Here is an 18103-nt window from a genome sequence, read left to right as displayed (position 1 = left end):
GGGTGCGGTCCGCCCCGCCGATCAGTGGTTCGTGTCCTTGAAGCGGTGATGAGAGACCTGTTCCCGTGCCGAGCGCCAACGGGACCGGGCCTGTTCGACCACGCTGTCCCACTGCCGCCGGACCTCGTGGTCGGACGGACGGTGGCCGTCGCGGATGCGGACGAGTTCGTCCCGTACTTCTCGTCCCAGCGCGGACGAGGCGACGACGACGAGCATCACCGAGAAGAGGGACGAGATCATCGCGAAGACGGCGCCGACGACGCCGTAGCGCGTGGCGTACGAGTTGAACAGGTGCGGCAGATAGAGGGTCGCGGCCACGGAGTAGGCCGCCGTCAGGATGGCCGCGGTGACGCCGAAGGGGATCAGGTCGCGCCAGGCGATCCGCTTCGCCGACAGACTCCAGCCGCTCCAGACGAGGAAGACGGCGGTCAGCGGCGCATGGCACGCGGCGGTCACCAGTCCCAGTCCGCCATCGTAAAGCTCAGCGGTGAGCCATCCGGTGAGAATCGCGTAGACGCCGAGGGTGAGGACCCACCACAGGCCGTTGCGCGTGTTGCGCACGCTGAGGGGCTTCAGCTCCCAGGTCTGCTCGAAGAGCCGTTGAGCCGCTCGCGCGAAGCTGAGCACCGAGATGGTCAGGAAGAGCACACCGAAGATGCCCACGCTCGCGTCCGTGTTCTCGGCGGGGGAGAAGAGGGAGTCGACCGCCTCGGCACCGGCGCCGGTCAGGCCGTAACGCTTGATGATCCGCTGTGCGGAGTCCTCCTTGACGAGGTTTCTCAGAACGGCGCTGCTCAGGATCGCGAGCGGAATCAGCGTGGTCAGGGCGCTGGAGGCCAGGGCCATCGAGCGGTCGAAGCCGACGATCTTCTGGAACCGGCCGACGACGCGCAACGCGAAGGCGGGGCGCAGCCAGAACGTCAGCGTTCTGACGAGACGCTCGCGATTGATCTTCGCCGTCCTGCCCTCCGTGAAGATCGAGACCTGTGTGGCGGCGCGAGCCTAACGGACAATTCAGGCGATCTAGGAGGGTGACACGCGAGGCCACCGGCTCAGCACGGCACAGGCTACGACGGCCGCACGATCGGACGGCCGCGCCGACCGTGCGGGCACCTCGGTGTGGTCCGCTGGCCTGGGGCAATGGATCAAGGCGAGTGGAAGAGAACGTCGATGACGACGACAGCGCAGGCGGGCGTGCAGTACGAGGACGACCACATCCGGGTCACCCGCTGGGACTTCCGGCCCGGCGAGCGCACAGGTCGGCACGTGCACGCCCACGACTACGTGGTCGTACCGGTGACCGACGGGCGCACCGGTGCGGTCGCCCCCGACGGGTCGGTGACCGAGTCCGACCTGCGGGCGGGGCAGTCGTACGCCCGCCCGGCCGGCGGCGAGCGCGACGTCGTGAACGTCGGCGAGGCGCACCTGGCCTTCGTCGAGACCGAGCTCAAGCACACGGCCCCGGCCCCCTGACCGTCCTGCGGCGCGGGACGGTCGTGACACCCGCAGCCCGGGCGGTCACGCCCGGGCCCGTCGGCTGCCCTGCGGACCCCGCTCAGGCGGCGGCGGTACCCGTGGCGTCGGTTTCGCGCAGCACGGCGACGAGCGTGCTCACCGCTTGGTAGATCTGCTCGGGGGTGTGGTCGCGGGTGACGAAGAAGCGCAGCCGGGACTCCTGCTCGGGCACCGCCGGGTGGAGGATGGGATTGACGCTGATCCCTCGCCGGAAGAGCAGATCGGCGACACGCAGCGTCTTCATCGAGTCCCCGACGATGCACGGGACGACCGGCGTGCCGCGGCTGTCACCGGTGTCGACGCCTCCTTGGCGGGCCAGACGGAGGAAGAGACGGGCGTTGGCCGCCAGGCGTGCGACGCGCTCGGGCTCGGCGCGCAGGACGCGCAGAGCGGCGAGGGCCGCGGCGGTGTTGGCGGGTGTCATTCCGGCGCTGAAGACGAATCCGGGAACGGTGTAGCGCAGGTACTCCACGACCGTACGACTCGCGGCGACGTAGCCGCCGCAGCTCGCCAGTGCCTTGGACAGGGTGCCCGACCACAGGTCGACGGCGTCCGCGGCGGCGCCGAAGTGCTCCCCGATGCCGCGGCCGTGCTCGCCGAGCACCCCGATGCTGTGCGCCTCGTCGATCATCAGCAGCACGCCGTGGCGGCGCTTGACCTCGATCAGCGCGGGCAGGTCGGCGATGTCGCCGTCCATGCTGTACACGCCCTCGACGACGACGAGGACCCGGCGGTGGTGAGGGCGCACCTCGGTGAGCAGAGCGTCGAGCGCGGCCGCGTCATTGTGCGGGAAGGGCCGCCGCGTGGCACCGGAGAGCCGGCACCCCTGGAGGATGCTGTCGTGCGCGAGGGCGTCGTGGACGACGAGGTCTCCTTCGCCGACGAGGTGCCCGATCAGGGTGACGTTCGCGGCGTGTCCGCTGACCAGCGTGAGCGCGGCCTCGCACCCGAGGGCGGAGGCCAGTTCCCTCTCCAGGTCGAGGTGGAGCCGGCGGTTGCCGGACAGCAGCCGGCTGGCGGACACCGAGGTGCCGTGGCGTTCGATGGCCTGCGCGGCGGCCTCGCAGACGTGCGGGTGGGTGGCCAGGCCCAGGTAGTTGTAACTGGAGAACGACAGCAGTTCGCGGCCCTCGACGAGGGTCGTGTCCGTCATGCCGCCGTCGTGGACGAGGAAGTACGGGTTGGGTAGGCCCATTTGAACGAAAGCGGCCACGCGTGCGTTGTGCGCGGCGACCTCCGGGAAGCGGTCGATCCGGCTCTGCCGCCCGCCCCGTCCCTCGGCGGCGGGTGCCGTCGCGTCGGGGCGGGCGGGCGGCCCCTCCAGACCGGTGCCGTCGTGACTGCCGTCCATCCTCGGTCCGGTGTCCGTGTCGTGGTGGCCGGCATGCGCCCTCGGGCCGGCATCCGTGTCGTTGTGGCCGTCGTCCACTGCCGGTCGGGCCTTGGTGCCGTCGTGACTGCCGTCGACTTCCGGTTCCGTCTCCGTGGCGGGTACGGCGGTGAGCACACCGGGCGCCTCCTGGCCGGGGCGCGGTCGTGCGGGCCGAGCGGCGCGCGGTGCTTCGCCCGCAGGGATTGCGGCGGGCCCGGCCGCGGGCGGTGTCGCGGCCGATGCGCAGACGTCCGTGCCGCCCGCACTTGCCGTGATCATGGCGGTGAGGGCGGCCAGGGTCGGCAGTTCGTGCCGCTTCTCGTCGGCCGACAACCGCGGCCACTGTCGTGCGAGGGCCGTGAACAGGTCGGTCAGCATGAGCGAGTCGAACCCGAGATCCTCGACCAGTCGATGGTCCGCGCGCAGATGACCGACCGGGAACGCGCTGATCCGGGCGACGTGTGCGAATACGGTCTCGGCGATCTCCGCGGCTGCGGAGCCCCCTACGGGGCCCGCGGCTGCGGCGCCCTCGACGGGCCCCGTCGCCGTCGGGGCTTGGACGGTCGCCGCGGGTGTCGGGACCTCGACGGCCTCCGCGACTGCTGTGGCTTCGACGGCCTTCGTGGCTCCCGCGCCGTCGGCGGTCTCCGTGTCTCCCGCGGCCGCGATGGCTTCCGTGACGTCCCGGGTCGGCGAGCACCCTTCGTCAGGCCCAGCCGTGTCGGGCAGTTCGCACCGGGCCGCCGGGAGCGTCACAACCTCCGCCAGGGCAAGGCCCGTTGAACCGTCCGCGCCGTCTCTCGGCTCGGTGCCCCGCGGCACGGGCGGTCCTGCGGCCGGGGCGGGGCGGGTGGCGGCGTGGGCATCCAGCGCCGCTTCGAGGCGGGTCAGTGAGACGGCCTGTTCCCGCAGCAGGGCGAGTGCCTCGGTCAGCAAGTCCCTTACGCCGGTTTCCTGTTGCTCTCCGTCCGCTCTTGTCGCGTCGTCCACCACACCGGCGTCGACCGCCGCGCTCACCGGCACGGCGGAGTCCTCGGGGGCGGCGTCGCCCACGGGGACGGCGGAGTCCTCGGGGGTGGCGAGGCCTTCGTGGAAACCCGCCTCGGGGTGTACCGAGGGCCGCCGCGCCTCCCGTATCCAGTAGGACCGGGTGTCGAGCCGGGCCACCGGCAGGTCCAGGAGCCGGCGTTCGTCGCGGGGGACGAGGGCGCGGGGGTCGGTTCCGGCACCCAGGACCGCGAGGCGGGCGAGCGCGTCGAGGAAGGTGTGTCCGTTGTCCGGTGCCGGCCCGTCGGCGGACACGAGGTGGACGCCGTCGTGGCCGGTGAGCGTGCGGCGGACGCACGACAGCAGCGAACGGTGTCCGGTCACCTGGACGAAGACGCGGGCACCGTGGGCATGGGCGCTGCGTACGGCGTCCTCGAAGCGGACCGGCGCGGAGGCGTGCCGGGCCCACAGCTCGCGCAGTTCGGTGGGTTCGGTGCACAGGGCGCCGTTCACGCAGGAGACGAACGCCACGGCGGGGCGGGCGAGGTCGCGACGGGCGAGGTGGCTGCGCATCGCCTTCTCGGCGTCGGCCACGCGCGGCGAGTGGAAGGCGCCCGACACCTCCAGCCGCCGGGTGGCGACCTTCGCGGCCGCGCAGGCGCGTTCCAGGGTGGCGAGACCTTCCAGGGATCCGCTCACCACGACGTGCCGGGGGTGGTTGAAGCAGGCGAGCCACACGTCGTCGACGCCGTCGGCCAGCTGCCGGAAGGTCGCCTTGTCGGCGTGCAGGGCCAGCATCCCGCCCGCGGATCCGGCCTGCCCCCGCCGGCCGGACTCGGTGCGGGCGAGGACGGCGCCGCGGTTCGCGAGCAGCCGGACGGTGTCCTCGCCGGTGAGCACGTCCGCCGCCGCCGCGGCGGCGAACTCCCCGGCGCTGTGGCCCAGTACGAGATCGGGACGGATGCCGCAGGCGGCCAGCAGACGGGTCGCGGCGATCTGGACGGTGCCCAGCAGCGGCTGGCACACCTCGGTGGCGGCCAGCTGCCGACGCAGCTCCGCGTCGTCCGGCCGTGCCGTCGCCCGTGGCCCGTACAGCACCTCGGCAGGGTCGAGGTGGATGTGCTCGCGGGCGACGCGGCCGAGCTCGTCGAATGCCGACCGGAACGGGGCGAATCGCCGGTAGAGGTCGTGCATGAGGGCGAGCCGCTGGCTGCCCTGCCCGGGGAAGACGAACGCGACACGGCGTCGATCGGGCGGCAGGGGAGCGTCCGCGGCGAACGCGCCCTCGCCCAGGTCGCCCCGCGCCCCCTCGGCGAGCCGGCGACGGGCCAGGCGCAGCCGCCTCACGTACTCGTCAAGGCTGGTGGCCGTGACGGCGAGGCGGGAGGTCAGGGGCTCGCGGCAGCCCAGGGTGTGGGCCAGGGCCGCGAGCGGTGTCTCGGGTGCCCGGCCCAGGACGTCGAGCAGCTCGCCGATGTGGGCGTCCAGCAGACGGGGACTGCCGGCGGAGACGAGGACGAGGTGCGGGGCGCGTTGCGGCCGCGGCAGGCGGCGGGGCATGGCCGGCCCGGCCGGAGCTCCGTGGTGCGCACGCGCCCGTCGGACCGGAGGAGGCGAGGGGACGGGTGCGGGCGCTTCTTCGAGGATCGCGTGCACGTTGGTGCCGCCGAAGCCGAACGAGCTGACGGCGGCCCGCACCGGCCCCTTTTCCCGCGGCCAGGGCCGCACGGTGTCGGCGAACCGCAGACCGGCGGCGCCGAAGGCGAGATCCGGGTGCGGTGCGACGTCCGGCTGCGGCAGGATCGTCCGCCGGTGGACGGCCATAGCCGCCTTCACCAGTCCCGCGAGCCCCGAGGCGGCCAGGGCGTGCCCGATGAGGGCCTTCGCCGAGCCGAGGTAGCACAGGCCGGGATCGTCGTCGGGAAACTCCGTACGCAGTCGGCGCAGCGCCTCCACCTCGGCGCGGTCGCCGGCACGGGTGGCGGTGCCGTGCGCCTCGACGTAGCCCACCGAGGACGGGGCCAGGCCGGCGTCGCGGTAGGCACGGCGCATGGCACGCAGCTGACCTTCGGACGTGGGGGCCAGCGGGCCGGGGCAGGCGCCGTCGTTGGCGGAGCCGATGCCTTTGATCACGGCGTAGATCCGGTCGCCGGCGGCGAGCGCGTCCGCGAGCGGCCGCAGGACGGCGCTCGCGGCGCCCTCACCGAGGACGAAACCGTCGGCGCGCCGGTCGAACGGGCGGCAGACTCCGGTGGCGGACAGCGCGCCCAGCTGGGAGAAGCCGATCAGGCCGTCGGGGGTGAGGCTGATGTAGACACCGCCGACGACCGCGATGCGGCACGTGTTCCGGCGCAGATGGGAGACGGCCGTCTCCAGCGCGATCAGGGAGCCTGAGCAGGCGGCGTCCACGGCGAAGCTGGGACCGCCGAGGCCGAACTGCCGGCTGATGGTGGCGGGCGCCATGTTGAGCAGACTGCCGGGCAGAGTGAAGGCGCGGATCTCGCACAGCTGCCGGGCCCACTGCCGCAGGGCGTCGGCGGCACGGGCATCGGACGCACGCGCGCGGGCCCTCCGGGCCTCCGCGGTGTACGCGTCACCGGCGGATGTGGCGTCACTTGAGAGGGCTGCGCCGCCACGGGCGCCGTACCCGGGGCCGTCGGGAGGCAGACCTGGTGGTCCCTCGGCGAGGGTGAGGGCCCTGATCCGGGCCGACAGGAGGTCCTTGTAGTCCGACGCCGACATCCCGACGAAGACCCCGGTGTCGTCCTTGTCGAACCCGCCGCGGCCCCAGCCCGCGTCGTCGAGGGCTTCGCGGGTCACGTCGAGCATGAGCCGGTGCTGCGGGTCCATGGCCTCGACGCGAGCGGGCGGCAGACCGTAGTGCAGGGCGGCGAAGCGGTCGACATCGTCGAGGAAGACGACCTGGTCGGTGTAGGCGGCGGACGCGGCGCGCCGGCCCGGTGTGTGAAAGGGCGCGTGGTTCCAGCGCTCCGCAGGGACGGCGGCGAACTGCCGCTCGGCGGCGTGCAGGAGCTTCCAGTACTCCTGGAGGTCACGGGCGCCGGGGAAACGGCAGCCGAGCCCGATGACGGCGATGTCGGCGGGGGAGGCGATGGCGGTCATGACAGGTCTTCCTTCGTTCGGGAGGGCGGGGTCGTCGTTGGACCGGGGAGCGGGCCACGGGGCGGGGAGGCCGGGGGGAGCGCGGCGGGCGGCGCGGACCCGGACGCCGGAGGCGACCGATGCTCCGGCACCGGTGGTGGTGGCGGAGGCGGTGGTGGCCGCTGCCCCGGCGCCGGGACCGGCGGCGGAGGAGGAGGCCACCGGCGTGCCGCCACGGGTGGCGGGGGCGGAGTCGATCCGCGTCCCGAGCCCGGAGGCGGTGGGCACGCCGGGTCCGGCGGCGTTGTGCACGTCCGGTCCGGCGGATGCTCCGGGCCGGGCGCCGCGGTCCGCGCGGCGGGCGGCCCGCACCGCAGCGGACGCGGCGCCCACCAGTTCCATCGGCCCGCCAGCCGCATGAGCGCGGGCACGAGGACACCGCGTACGAGGGTGGCGTCGAGGAGGACGCCGAGGCCGGCGCCGATTCCGAAGAACTGGAGCAGCCCGACCCGGGAGGTGCCGAAGCTGAGCAGGGTGAACGCGAGCAGAGCGCCCGCGGTGGTGACGATGGGGCCGGTGCGGGCGATGCCCGTGACGATCGCGTCGGCGGTGCCCTGCCCGGCGTCATGGGCCTCCTTGATGCGGGCGAGGACGAAGACCTCGTAGTCGACCGACAGCCCGAAGACGATGCACAGCAGCAGGACCGGCATGGTCGTCGTGAGCGGTCCGGGTGTGAAGCCGAGGAGGTTCTGCAGGTGGCCGTTCTGGAAGACCCACACCATCGCGCCGAGGACGGCCGCGAGGCTCAGCGCGTTGAGCACGATGGCCTTGAACGGCAGGATCACGCTGCGGGTGAAGCCCAGCAGGAGCACGAACGTGGTGGCGGTGATGATCGCCAGCGCGGCCGGGAGCCGATGCGCGACCGTGTCCTTGGCATCGACGAGCACGGCGCTCGGCCCGCCGACGTGTACCTCGGTGCCCGCGGGGACGGGCATGGCGCGGATGGCACGCACCAGATGCTGAGAAGCGCCCGACCGGGGGTCGGCCGAGGGTACGACGACCAGGAACGCGGGACCGTCGGTGTCGGTCCCGGTGCCGGCCGCCCGTGGGTCGGTCTGGCCGACGTGTCGGCCGTCGCGGTAGACGCCCGACGGCCCGACGACCTCGGCCACGTCGGGCAACGCGGACAGCCGGGGGCCGTAGTCCCGGGCGACCTGTGGTGTCGTACTCGTGGTGAACACCGTCAGTGGCGCGGCGCCCTTCCCGCCGAACTCGTCGCGCAGCGCGTCCCCGGTCTGGCGGCTGGTCGCGCTCACCGGCAGCGTCCGGTCGTCGGGGGTGGCGAACGAAGCGTGTGCGAACGGCCAGGCGAGGACCGCCAGCAGGCCGATCACCGGCAGCGCGGCGAGCACCGGGCGGCGTACGACACGCCGTGCCAGCGACTCCCAGCCGTGTGACGCGCCGCCCGCTCGCGTCCGACGGCGCCACGGCATGGGCCACGCGTTCACCCGCCGGCCCAGCAGCGCCAGCAGAGCGGGCATGACGGTCAGCGCTCCCAGGGCCGCTATCGCCACCACGGCGATGCCCGCGTAGGCGAAGGACCGCAGGAAGTACGGCGGGAACACCAGCAGCGTCGCCAGCGCGGCGCAGACGGTCGCGGCACTGAAGACGATCGTGTGGCCCGCGGTGCGCACGGTGGCCACGGCGGCTTCGCGCGGTGGGCGTCCGGCGGCGATCTCCTCACGGAAGCGGGAGACGACCAGCAGACCGTAGTCGATGCCCAGACCCAGCCCGAGCGCCGTCGTCAGGTTCAGTGCGAACACCGATACGTCGGTGACCGCGCCCAGGACGTTCAGCACCAGGAGCGTTCCGGCGACGGCCAGTCCGCCGATCAGCAGGGGGAGCAGCGCCGCCATCACGCTGCCGAAGACCAGGACCAGCAGGATCAGCGTGACGGGCACGACGACGGCCTCCGCCCGTTTCAGGTCGGAGTCCGAGAGGTCCTGGATCTCGGACTCGACGAGCGCGGGCCCGCCCACGCGTACGTGCAGGGCGGCCGTCCCGCCCGGCGTCGACGGGCCGGGGGCCTCCCCGGAGGAAGCCGTGCGGGCGGAAGCCCCGCGAGCGGGGGACTCGCCCGGGGAGGTCCGGGCGCCGGATGATCCGTCGGCGGGCGCCCCCGCGGCCACGGACGAACCGAGAGCGGACCCACCGGCACGGGCCCTGGCCGCGCCGGAGCCGGCCGTGGCGGCATCGGACCCGGACCCGGACCCGGACCCGGACCCGGAGTCGGCCGTGGCGGCATCGGAAGGGGACCCGGCCGTGGCGGCACCGGAGCCGGCCGTGGCGGCACCGGAGCCGGCCGTGGCGGCGGCACCAGAACCCGACCCGGCCCCGGCCAGCAAGGCGCGCAGCTCCCGGACCCGCTCCCCGAGCTGTTCTCCTTCCCCGTCCACGTGCGCGAGCACCAGGCCCGCGCGGCCGTCGTGGCCGCGCAGCCGGTCCGCATGCGTCGTCCAGTACGAGACGACGGCGCTCACGTGCGGCTGCGCCGCCAGACGCCGGGTCAGCTCCTCACCGGCCCGACGGGCGGCGGGGTCGTCCACGGACCCCCGCGGTACCTGCGCGACGACGACCACGTTCGGCGACCCGCCGAAGTGCTCGGCCGTCACCCGGGCCGCGAAACTGGAGTCCGAACGGGGATCGTCGTATCCCTGGGTCTTCAGACGGCCGCCGGCTCCGGCGCCGAGCACCACGCACAGTACGAGGAAGACGAGCCCGGCGAACAGCACCAGCCGAGGACGACGGGTCGCCGCCTCACCGATCCAGCACAACATCCGAGCCTCCAGGTGCCTTCCGCCCGGGGTTGCGTCAGGCGCGTCCTGCCACCGTGCCCGCCGGGTGCGGCGCGCCGTAGTCCCGGCTGTTCGTCACTTGACGCGACTCGGCGGAGGAGGTATCGCCCCCTGAGCCGGGTGGATGTCAGAGGTGTCTCACCGGTGTGCTGCCGTGCCGCGACGGCCTCGCGGCTGCCCGGCAGTTCGAGAAGCGCCCGCGCTCGACACGTGCGGACGGCAACGACTCGCTAGCCTGTATGTGCGGGGGAGCGGCTCGGGCAACGCCCAAGGAGGCCGACGTGGCTGACACGGCTGACGCAACGACCGGCGCCGGGACACGGGGACGGCCCCACGGCATGCCCGGCCCGTCCGCCGGCGCCCATTCCCCCCGCTACCTGCCGATCGCCGAACACGGTCTGATCGGCGATCTGCGCAGTGCCGCCCTCGTCGGCACCAACGGCACGATCGACTGGTACTGCTGTCCACGGTTCGACGCGCCCAGCGTCTTCGCCTCGATCCTCGACGCCGACCGGGGCGGCTGCTTCGAACTCGCCGCCGACGTGCCCGCCCGCACGAAGCAGTTCTACTTCCCCGACACCAACGTGCTGATCACGCGGTTCTTCGCGGAGGACGGAGTCGGTGAGATCCAGGACTTCATGCCCGTCTTCGACGACTCGCGCGAGGCCGACCGGCACCGTCTCATCCGCCGCGTGATCTGCGTGCGCGGCACCCTGCCCTTCCGTGCCCGCGTCGCCCCTCGCTTCGCCTACGGCACCTTGCCGCACACCGTGCGCAAGCAGCCGGGCCAGGCCCTCTTCGAGAGCTCCACGCTCAAGCTCGCCCTGACCTCAACGGTCCCCACCGAGATCGACGGACAGGACGTGTGGTCACTGTTCAAACTGCACGAGGGCGAGGCCGCCGTCTTCACCCTCGACCGGGTCGGCGGCGACGTCGCCCCGCGCTTCTGCGCCGTGGCCGAGGCCGAGAGGTCGTTCGACGCGACCGTGCGCTACTGGCGGAAGTGGCTGTCCCGTTCCCGGTACCGCGGCCGCTGGCGGGAGATGGTCCACCGCTCCGCGCTCACGCTGAAGCTGCTGACCTACGTACCCACCGGCGCGATCATCGCCGCGCCCACCACCAGCCTGCCCGAACAGATCGGCGGTGAGCGCAACTGGGACTACCGGTACGTCTGGATCCGCGACGCCGCGTTCTGCGTGTACGCGCTGCTCCGCCTCGGGTTCACCGACGAGGCCGAGGCCTTCATGGGCTTCCTGACGGACTACGCGGGTCTCACCACGGCGCAGGAGCCCGGCCCCACCGGCCCGCTGCAGATCATGTACGGCATCGACGGCCGCCGTGAACTGCCCGAAGAGGAGTTGCCCCATCTGGAGGGCTACCGGAACTCCGCACCCGTACGCATCGGCAACGAAGCCGTCGGACAGCTCCAGCTCGACATCTACGGCGCGCTGATCGACTCCCTCTACCTCTACGACAAGTGGGGCAAGCCGATCTCCAGCGCACACTGGGACAGCATCGGCGAACTGGTGGACTGGGTCTGCGAGAACTGGGACCAGCCCGACGAAGGCGTGTGGGAGACCCGCGGAGGGCGCAAGCCGTTCCTGTACTCACGGCTCATGTGCTGGGTGGCGATCGAACGCGGCATACGTCTCGCCCAGCACCGCGGCCTGCCCGCCGACACCGTCCGCTGGGCGAAGGTCCGCGACGACATCTACCGCCGCATCATGCGCCATGGCTGGTCCGACGAACGGCGGGCCTTCACCCAGTACGAGGACAGCAAGATCCTCGACGCGTCCCTGCTGATGATGCCGCTGGCGAAGTTCATCGCCCCGACGGATCCGAAGTGGCTGACGACGCTCGACGCCCTGGGCGACGACCTCGTCTCGGACTCCCTCGTCTACCGCTACGACCCGCAGGCGAGCCCCGACGGCCTCCAGGGCGAGGAAGGGACCTTCTCCATCTGCTCGTTCTGGTACGTCGAGGCGCTCACCCGCGCGGGCCGGCTCGACGAGGCCCGTCTCGCCTTCGAGAAGATGCTCACCTACGCCAATCACCTCGGTCTCTACGCCGAGGAGATCGGCCACACCGGCGAACAGCACGGGAACTTCCCCCAGGCCTTCACCCATCTCGCCCTCATCAGCGCCGCGTTCAACCTCGACCGCAGACTCGGCTGACCCCCCGTGCTCGGCACACACCCCGCGAGCGGCCGGAACGCGGCACCGTCCCGCGGGATTTGGCGTACGTGTGTCACCCCCGGGCTTCGTCGGCGGCAGGCAGGGGGCCGATCACCGGGTTGGTGAGGTGCTGGAAGATGATCGACGTCCGGAAGCCGACGATCTCGCGCCGGTCGGTGAACTGGTCCAGCAGGAAGGCGTGCAGGTGGTCGATGTCCTGCGCCGTGACGTGGACGAGGAAGTCGTCGCTGCCGGCCATCGTGTAGACCGAGAGCACCTCCGGCAACCGGGTCACCGAGCGCTCGAAGGCGGCGACGACGTCACGGCGCAGCGGCCGGACCTGGGTGAACACCATGGCCTGTACGGCGCGGTTGAGCGCCGGCAGGGACACCTGGGCGCGGTAGCCCTGGATGACGCCGCGCTGCCGCAGGAGCCGGGTGCGTTCGAGGCACGTCGAGGGGGCGACGCCGAGTTTCTCGGCGAGCGCCCGGTTGGACTGGCGTGCGTCCGACTGCAGATGCCGCAGGATCTCTGTATCAAGTTCGTCCACGATCGCCCCCAGGCCTCGCATGCCGAATTTCGTTCGGCAGAACGGTTTCGGTCCTGCATATCACCCTAGCTTCGAGGGCATGAGCGAATCATTTGCGCATGAGGAGATCGTGGTCCGACAGGGCCGTCGTTCCCGTCTGCCGCTGATCGTGGCCGTGCACTCCCGGGCGCTGGGCCCGGCCGTCGGCGGCTGCCGGCTGCGCCGCTACGACAGCTGGCGCGACGCACTGACCGACGCGCTGCGCCTGTCCGAGGCGATGACCTACAAAGCGGCCGTGGCCGGCCTCGACTTCGGCGGCGGCAAGAGCGTCATCGCACTCGACCGGCACACCGAACTGACGCCGGATCTGCGCGAGGCCGCGCTGTTGGACCTGGGCGAACTGATCGCGTCGTTCGAGGGTTCCTACCGGACGGGTCCCGACATCGGCACGGGCCCCGACGACATGGTGGTCCTGCGCCGCTTCTCTCCGTACGCGTACTGCGCGCCGGAGGAGCAGGGAGGCACCGGCGACTCCAGTGGCCCCACCGCTGCGGGCGTCCTCGCCGCCCTGCACGCCGGTGCGCGGCACGTCTTCGGCGACGCGTCCTGCACGGGTCGAGCGGTCGTCATCAGCGGCTTCGGGGCGGTCGGCAGCGCTGTCGCGGCGGGTCTGGCGGCCGAGGGGGCGCACGTCGTCGTGTCGGACGTGGAGCAGTCGAGGAAGCACGCGGCGCTGGCGGCGGGCTTCGGATGGGTCGAGCCCGAACAGGCACTCTCCGCACGGGCCGACATCCTGGTGCCCGCCGCGACGGGTGGGGTGCTGAGCGAGGAGACCGTCCCGGGGCTCGACGCCCGGCTGGTCGTCGGTCCGGCGAACAACCAGCTCACCGAGGAATCCGTCGCGGACGACCTCGCCTCCCGGGGGATCGTCTGGATTCCCGACTACGTCGCCGGCGCGGGCGGCATCGCCTACACGCTCAGCCGGGAGTCGGACCACCACAGCCACGATGGGGCGATGAAGCGGGTGGACGCCATCGGGGACACCGTGAGCCGCGTCCTCGACCTCGCTCACGAAAAGGGCTGCACTCCGCTGCGGGCGGCAGGTGAGCTCGCAGCGCGCCGACTCGCTTCCGCGGGGTCGGGACCACCGCACGCTTGACGCTTGTGCGCGCCGCTCCCGCGTCCCTTCGAGGCTCCCCGGCGTCCGACGGCGGGCGGAACGCCGTGCACCGGGTCCACATGTTCGACGGGAGGCGTTCCAGACGCGGGGTGTCGCGGGTTAAGGTCTCGTCCGAGAGATCTTGTACGGAGGTGCCCGGAATGGACAACAGCGAGCCCGCCCGGCGGGGCCGCCCCCCGGGCATTCGGGCTGTCAAGGGCGAGCTGACCGCACGCCAGCAGGCCATCGTCGACTTCATCACGACGACGGTCCAGCAGCAGGGCTACCCGCCCTCGATGCGGGAGATCGGCAAGGCCGTACGGCTCGCCAGCACCTCCTCCGTCGCCCACCAGTTGATGACGCTGGAGCGCAAGGGCCTCCTGTACCGCGACCCGCATCGTCCCCGCGCCTATCGGGTGCGTTCCCCCTGGTCGCCCGACCTCGGCGAACGGGGCGAACCGCCCGTGGAGGTGCCGCTCGTCGGACGGATCGCCGCCGGTGCGCCCCTGCTCGCCGAGGAATCCGTGGAGGACGTCTACTCCCTGCCCCGCCAGATCGTCGGTGACGGCGACCTGTTCGCCCTGACGGTGTCCGGCGACAGCATGATCGAGGCGGCGATCTGCGACGGCGACATCGTGACCGTACGACGGCAGGACAGCGCCGACCACGGTGACATCGTCGCCGCGCTCCTGGAGGACGAGGCCACGGTCAAGCAGCTGCGCCGCCGGGACGGCGAGGTCTGGCTGATGCCCCGCAACCCCGCCTACGACCCGATCCCCGGCGACGGGGTGCAGATCCTGGGCAAGGTCGTCGGAGTCCTGCGCCTGCTCTGAGACGTCCGGCCCTGGATCCGGAGCCGGACGTCGTCCCGTCGGGCCGTCTAGACGGCCCGCACGACGAGGAGGGCGACGTCGTCGTGGTCCTCGGGGTGGCGCAGGCCGTGCAGCAGACGGTCGCAGGTCTCCTCCAGAGGCCGGTCGAGGTCGTCGAGGAAGCTCAGCATGGTGTTGAGCCGGTCGTCGATGGAATGGTGCCGGGTCTCCACGAGGCCGTCGGTGTACAGGACGAGCAGGTCTCCGGGTTTGAGTTCGGTCGTGGTCGTCTCGAAGGGGATGCCGCCGACGCCCAGCGGGGCCCCGGCGGGCAGGTCGAGCAGCTCGGGCGGGTGGCCGTGGCGGGCTATCGCCGGCGGCATGTGTCCGGCGTTGGAGATGTGGCACTGTCCGCTGCGCGGGTCGTAGACCGCGTACAGGCACGTGACGATGTAGTGCTCCAGATCGCAGGTGATCTTGTCCATGTGCTGGAGCAGCGTCTCGGGTGCCAGGTCGAGGTCCGCGTACGCGCAGGTGGCGGTGCGCAGCCGGCCCATGGTGGCGGCGGCGTCGATGCCGTTGCCCATGACGTCGCCGACGACGAGCGCGGTCTTGTCGTCGGTCAGCGGGATGACGTCGTACCAGTCTCCGCCGACCTCGCTGGTGGCCTGGGCCGGGTGGTAGCGGGAGGCGAGTTCCAGGCCGGTCCGGTTCGGCGGGTGGTCGGGCAGCAGACTGCGCTGGAGTGTGAGAGCCGTGTTGCGCACGCTCTGGAACCAGCGCGCGTTGTCGATGGCCACGGCGGCGCGGCTCGCGAGCTCACCGGCCAGTACGACGTCGTCCTGGTCGAACGACACCGGGTTGCGCGTCCGTTTGAGGTCGAGAGCACCCAGTACTTCGCCGTGGGCGATCAACGGCACCGCGAGATACGAGTGGACGCCGGCGCGCGCCAGGATCGCGGTGGCCTCCGCGTCGCGGGCGATGCGCCGCAGGTCGTGGTCGCCCACATGGCGCACCAGGACGGGGCGGCCGGTGTGCACGCACAGGGTGACGAGACGGTCGCCGTCGTAGGCGGCGAGGCCGCCGGGCGGGTCGGCGGCGCGCAGGGCCGCCGTCGGGTGTGCCGCCTTGAGGGCCAGGGCGCGGAAGAACTCCGGGCCGTTGTCCGGTGCGCGGGTACGGCGGCAGGCGAGGGCGGAGTCGAGTATGTCCACGGCGACGACGTCGGCGAGTTCGGGCGTGACGACCTCGGCCAGTTCGTGGGCGGTCTGCTCGACGTCCAGCGTGGTGCCGACGCGGGTGGACGCGGCGGCGATGAGGGCCAGGCGCCTACGGGCCCGGTCGGCCTCGGTGGCCGCACGGTGCCGTTCGGTGACGTCGACGACGGAGGCGGCCGCGCCCAGAATCCGGCCTCCGGGGTCCTCCAGCCGGTAGAACGAGAGGGACCAGGCCCGGTCGTGCTCGGGATCGGACGGCGGACGCCCCACGTGGTACTGGTCGAGCAGCGGCGTGCCGGTGGTCAGCACCTGCTGCAGGGCCGACTCGATCGTGTCGACATCGGGGAAGGGAAGGGTCTCCCTCAGATGCCGGCCGATGTGGTCCTCCGCGGGTATGCCGTCGATGCGCTCCAGCGCGGGGTTGACGAGGAGGTAGCGCAGATCGGGGTCCATGAGGGCCAGGCCGATGGGGGACTGGTTGATCAGCCGCTCGCACAGGGCCAGGTCGGTCTCGACGCGCTGGAGCAGGGTGTGGTCGGCCGCGATGCCCAGCGCGTACACGTCTCCCAGGTCGTCCAGCAGCCGCATGTTGCGAAACTCCATCACGCGAGTGCTGCCGTCCTTGTGGAGGATGGGGAAGGCCCCGGCCCAGCTCCGGCCGGTCTCCAGCACCTCCGCGAACAGGCCGAGTACGGCATCCAGGTGCTCCGGGCCGATCATCAACCGTGCCGCGTATTCCCCCAGGGCTTCCTCCGCTGTGTAGCCGAAGAGCTCCTCGGCCTGCGGGGTCCAGAACACGATGCGCCCGCTCGCGTCGAGCACCACGGCGGCCACGCTGAGCAAGTCCAGCAAACCGGTCGGCCGCGGCGGCACGAGGCCGGCGCCGTCGCCGAGGGCCGGTCGGCGGGATTGGGCTGTCATCGCAGATCCTCCTCCGCTGGCCAGAAGGACATGCCTCCCGAGCGGGTACCGCTCCACGCCTGGGGTCCGAGGACCCGCACTCCCATCATGACCGCCCTGGTTCGGCCTGCCCAACCGGCGCAAGCCATGCTGCAGGACCCGGGCCGGTCGGAACGGCTCCTTACCAACCGGGTACCCCCGAATGCCGTGGCGACCCTCGGGCTCCGGTGGCGCCGCCCGTCCCGCGCACCGGGCGGCGTGGCGTCCGGTGCCGTCCGGGCCGGTTCGCGGAGTATGGCTTCTGCGCCGGGCCATTCGTCGAGAGCGCCGTCGCATCGCGGACCGCGGACCGCGGGCTACAGACAGTGGACTGGAGGCAGACGTGACGGTGAGCCGTATCGGCCTGGTCGTGCACGGGGGGCGCGAGGAAGCCGTACGGGCGGCGGACTCGGTCCGGACCTGGTGTGCCGCGCAGGCCGTGCAGTGCACGGACATCGACGTGTGGAACGACGGCGAACGGCACAGCGCGTGCGACGAGGTCGAATCGGCGGGCGACCCCGACCTCATCGTGACCCTCGGCGGCGACGGGACGTTCCTGCGAGGTGCTCGGCTGGCCGCCGAGCACGACGCCCTGATCCTCGGCGTCGACTTCGGCCGGGTCGGCTTCCTGACGGAGGTGCCCGTGACGATGATGCACGCGGCCCTGGACGCCGTGCGCGAGGACCGCATCACCGTCGAGAGCCGCATGATGCTCACCATGCGGGCCTCGTGCCCCCTGAAAGTGCCCCCGGACATGGAGGCACTGGTCCGCTACGGCCGCGGTCCGCTGCTGCCGCCGCCACGGGTGCGCGCCGACTGCGCCTCTGGCGGTGAGTGGGGCATCGCTCTGCACGTCACCGCGCTCAACGACGTGGTCCTGGAGAAACTGTCCAGAGACCGGCAGGTGTCCGTGGGCGTGTACATGGCCGGGCGGCTGCTGGCGGCCTACTCCGCCGACGCCCTGCTCGTCGCCACCCCGACGGGATCGACCGCGTACAGCTTCGCCGCCGGGGGTCCCGTCGTGTCGCCCCGGGCGGAAGGTCTCGTTTTCACACCTGTCGCCCCGCACATGGCCTTCAACCGGTCGGTGGTCGCCGCACCGGACGAGCCCATCGGCCTGCGGGTGCTCGAACGGTCCGGTCGGGCCGCCGTCAGCCTCGACGGCCAACTGCGCGGAGTGCTCGATCCGGGCGACTGGATCGGCGTGTACGCGGCCCCCCGCCGCCTGCGGGCGGTCCGACTCGGGCCCATGGACTTCTACGGCCGGCTGCGTGAACGCATGAGACTCACCGACGCGCCGGCGGCAGTGGCCGACGGATGCGCGGTCCCTCTCTGGCCCGCCGCGACTCCTCCGCCGCCCGATCTGGCCCATCTGGCGCTTCCGGCGACACCGGGCGGCGGGGCCGACGCGACTCGACCGGTCTGAGTGACGCGGCCCGGGT

The 18103-nt window shown here is 72.4% G+C and carries 10 protein-coding genes; 5 read left to right on the top strand and 5 right to left on the bottom strand.

The features are described from left to right. Nucleotides 1-21: 21 nt before the first annotated feature. Nucleotides 22-894 carry a hypothetical protein gene (locus H305_RS0116525; RefSeq protein ID WP_028801349.1) on the bottom strand — a complete coding sequence of 291 codons (873 nt, stop codon included), beginning with the start codon at nucleotides 892-894 and terminating at the stop codon, nucleotides 22-24. A gap of 276 nt (nucleotides 895-1170) precedes the next feature. Here H305_RS0116525 and H305_RS0116520 point away from each other — a divergent pair, with 276 nt between their 5' ends. Continuing rightward, nucleotides 1171-1473: a cupin domain-containing protein gene (locus tag H305_RS0116520; RefSeq protein ID WP_028801348.1), complete on the top strand. Its 303-nt coding sequence runs from the start codon at nucleotides 1171-1173 to the stop codon at nucleotides 1471-1473. 82 nt (nucleotides 1474-1555) lie between these two features. Here the strand turns inward: H305_RS0116520 and H305_RS49410 are convergent, their stop codons facing one another. Both H305_RS49410 and H305_RS50700 read right to left on the bottom strand, forming a co-directional pair. Then, nucleotides 1556-6997, bottom strand: coding sequence for a type I polyketide synthase (locus H305_RS49410; RefSeq protein ID WP_158690542.1), 5442 nt, complete (start codon nucleotides 6995-6997; stop codon nucleotides 1556-1558). Continuing rightward, a complete protein-coding gene (locus H305_RS50700) occupies nucleotides 6994-9813 on the bottom strand; it encodes an MMPL family transporter (RefSeq protein ID WP_078629085.1) in 2820 nt (939 codons plus the stop codon). The genes H305_RS49410 and H305_RS50700 overlap by 4 nt, the downstream gene beginning before the upstream one ends. 356 nt (nucleotides 9814-10169) lie before the next feature. Between H305_RS50700 and H305_RS0116505 the strand changes: the two genes are divergently transcribed. Then, nucleotides 10170-12005: a glycoside hydrolase family 15 protein gene (locus H305_RS0116505; RefSeq protein ID WP_028801347.1), complete on the top strand. Its 1836-nt coding sequence runs from the start codon at nucleotides 10170-10172 to the stop codon at nucleotides 12003-12005. Nucleotides 12006-12078: 73 nt separating this feature from the next. On the opposite strand, the gene H305_RS0116500 is transcribed toward H305_RS0116505, so the two are convergent. Continuing rightward, a complete protein-coding gene (locus tag H305_RS0116500) occupies nucleotides 12079-12576 on the bottom strand; it encodes an Lrp/AsnC family transcriptional regulator (protein ID WP_420708074.1) in 498 nt (165 codons plus the stop codon). 58 nt (nucleotides 12577-12634) lie between these two features. Between H305_RS0116500 and H305_RS0116495 the strand changes: the two genes are divergently transcribed. Continuing rightward, a complete protein-coding gene (locus H305_RS0116495) occupies nucleotides 12635-13693 on the top strand; it encodes a Glu/Leu/Phe/Val dehydrogenase dimerization domain-containing protein (RefSeq protein WP_028801345.1) in 1059 nt (352 codons plus the stop codon). An 80-nt stretch (nucleotides 13694-13773) separates the two neighbouring features. Beyond that, the gene (gene lexA, locus H305_RS0116490; RefSeq protein WP_028801344.1) at nucleotides 13774-14526 is read left to right on the top strand and encodes a transcriptional repressor LexA; all 753 of its coding nucleotides are present in this window, start codon (nucleotides 13774-13776) and stop codon (nucleotides 14524-14526) included. A 47-nt stretch (nucleotides 14527-14573) separates the two neighbouring features. Here the strand turns inward: lexA and H305_RS0116485 are convergent, their stop codons facing one another. Then, on the bottom strand, nucleotides 14574-16643 hold the full coding sequence (locus H305_RS0116485; RefSeq protein ID WP_028801343.1) for a SpoIIE family protein phosphatase: 2070 nt from the start codon (nucleotides 16641-16643) through the stop codon (nucleotides 14574-14576). A gap of 361 nt (nucleotides 16644-17004) precedes the next feature. Here H305_RS0116485 and H305_RS0116480 point away from each other — a divergent pair, with 361 nt between their 5' ends. Then, nucleotides 17005-18087 (top strand): NAD(+)/NADH kinase, encoded by a 1083-nt coding sequence (locus H305_RS0116480; RefSeq protein ID WP_028801342.1) that lies wholly within the window; start codon nucleotides 17005-17007, stop codon nucleotides 18085-18087. Nucleotides 18088-18103 lie beyond the last annotated feature (16 nt).

Source organism: Streptomyces sp. 142MFCol3.1 (genome assembly GCF_000424945.1).
Taxonomy (GTDB): domain Bacteria; phylum Actinomycetota; class Actinomycetes; order Streptomycetales; family Streptomycetaceae; genus Streptomyces; species Streptomyces siamensis.
Note: the sequence above shows the minus strand (reverse complement) of the source record. Positions and strands in the feature narration are given on the sequence as shown.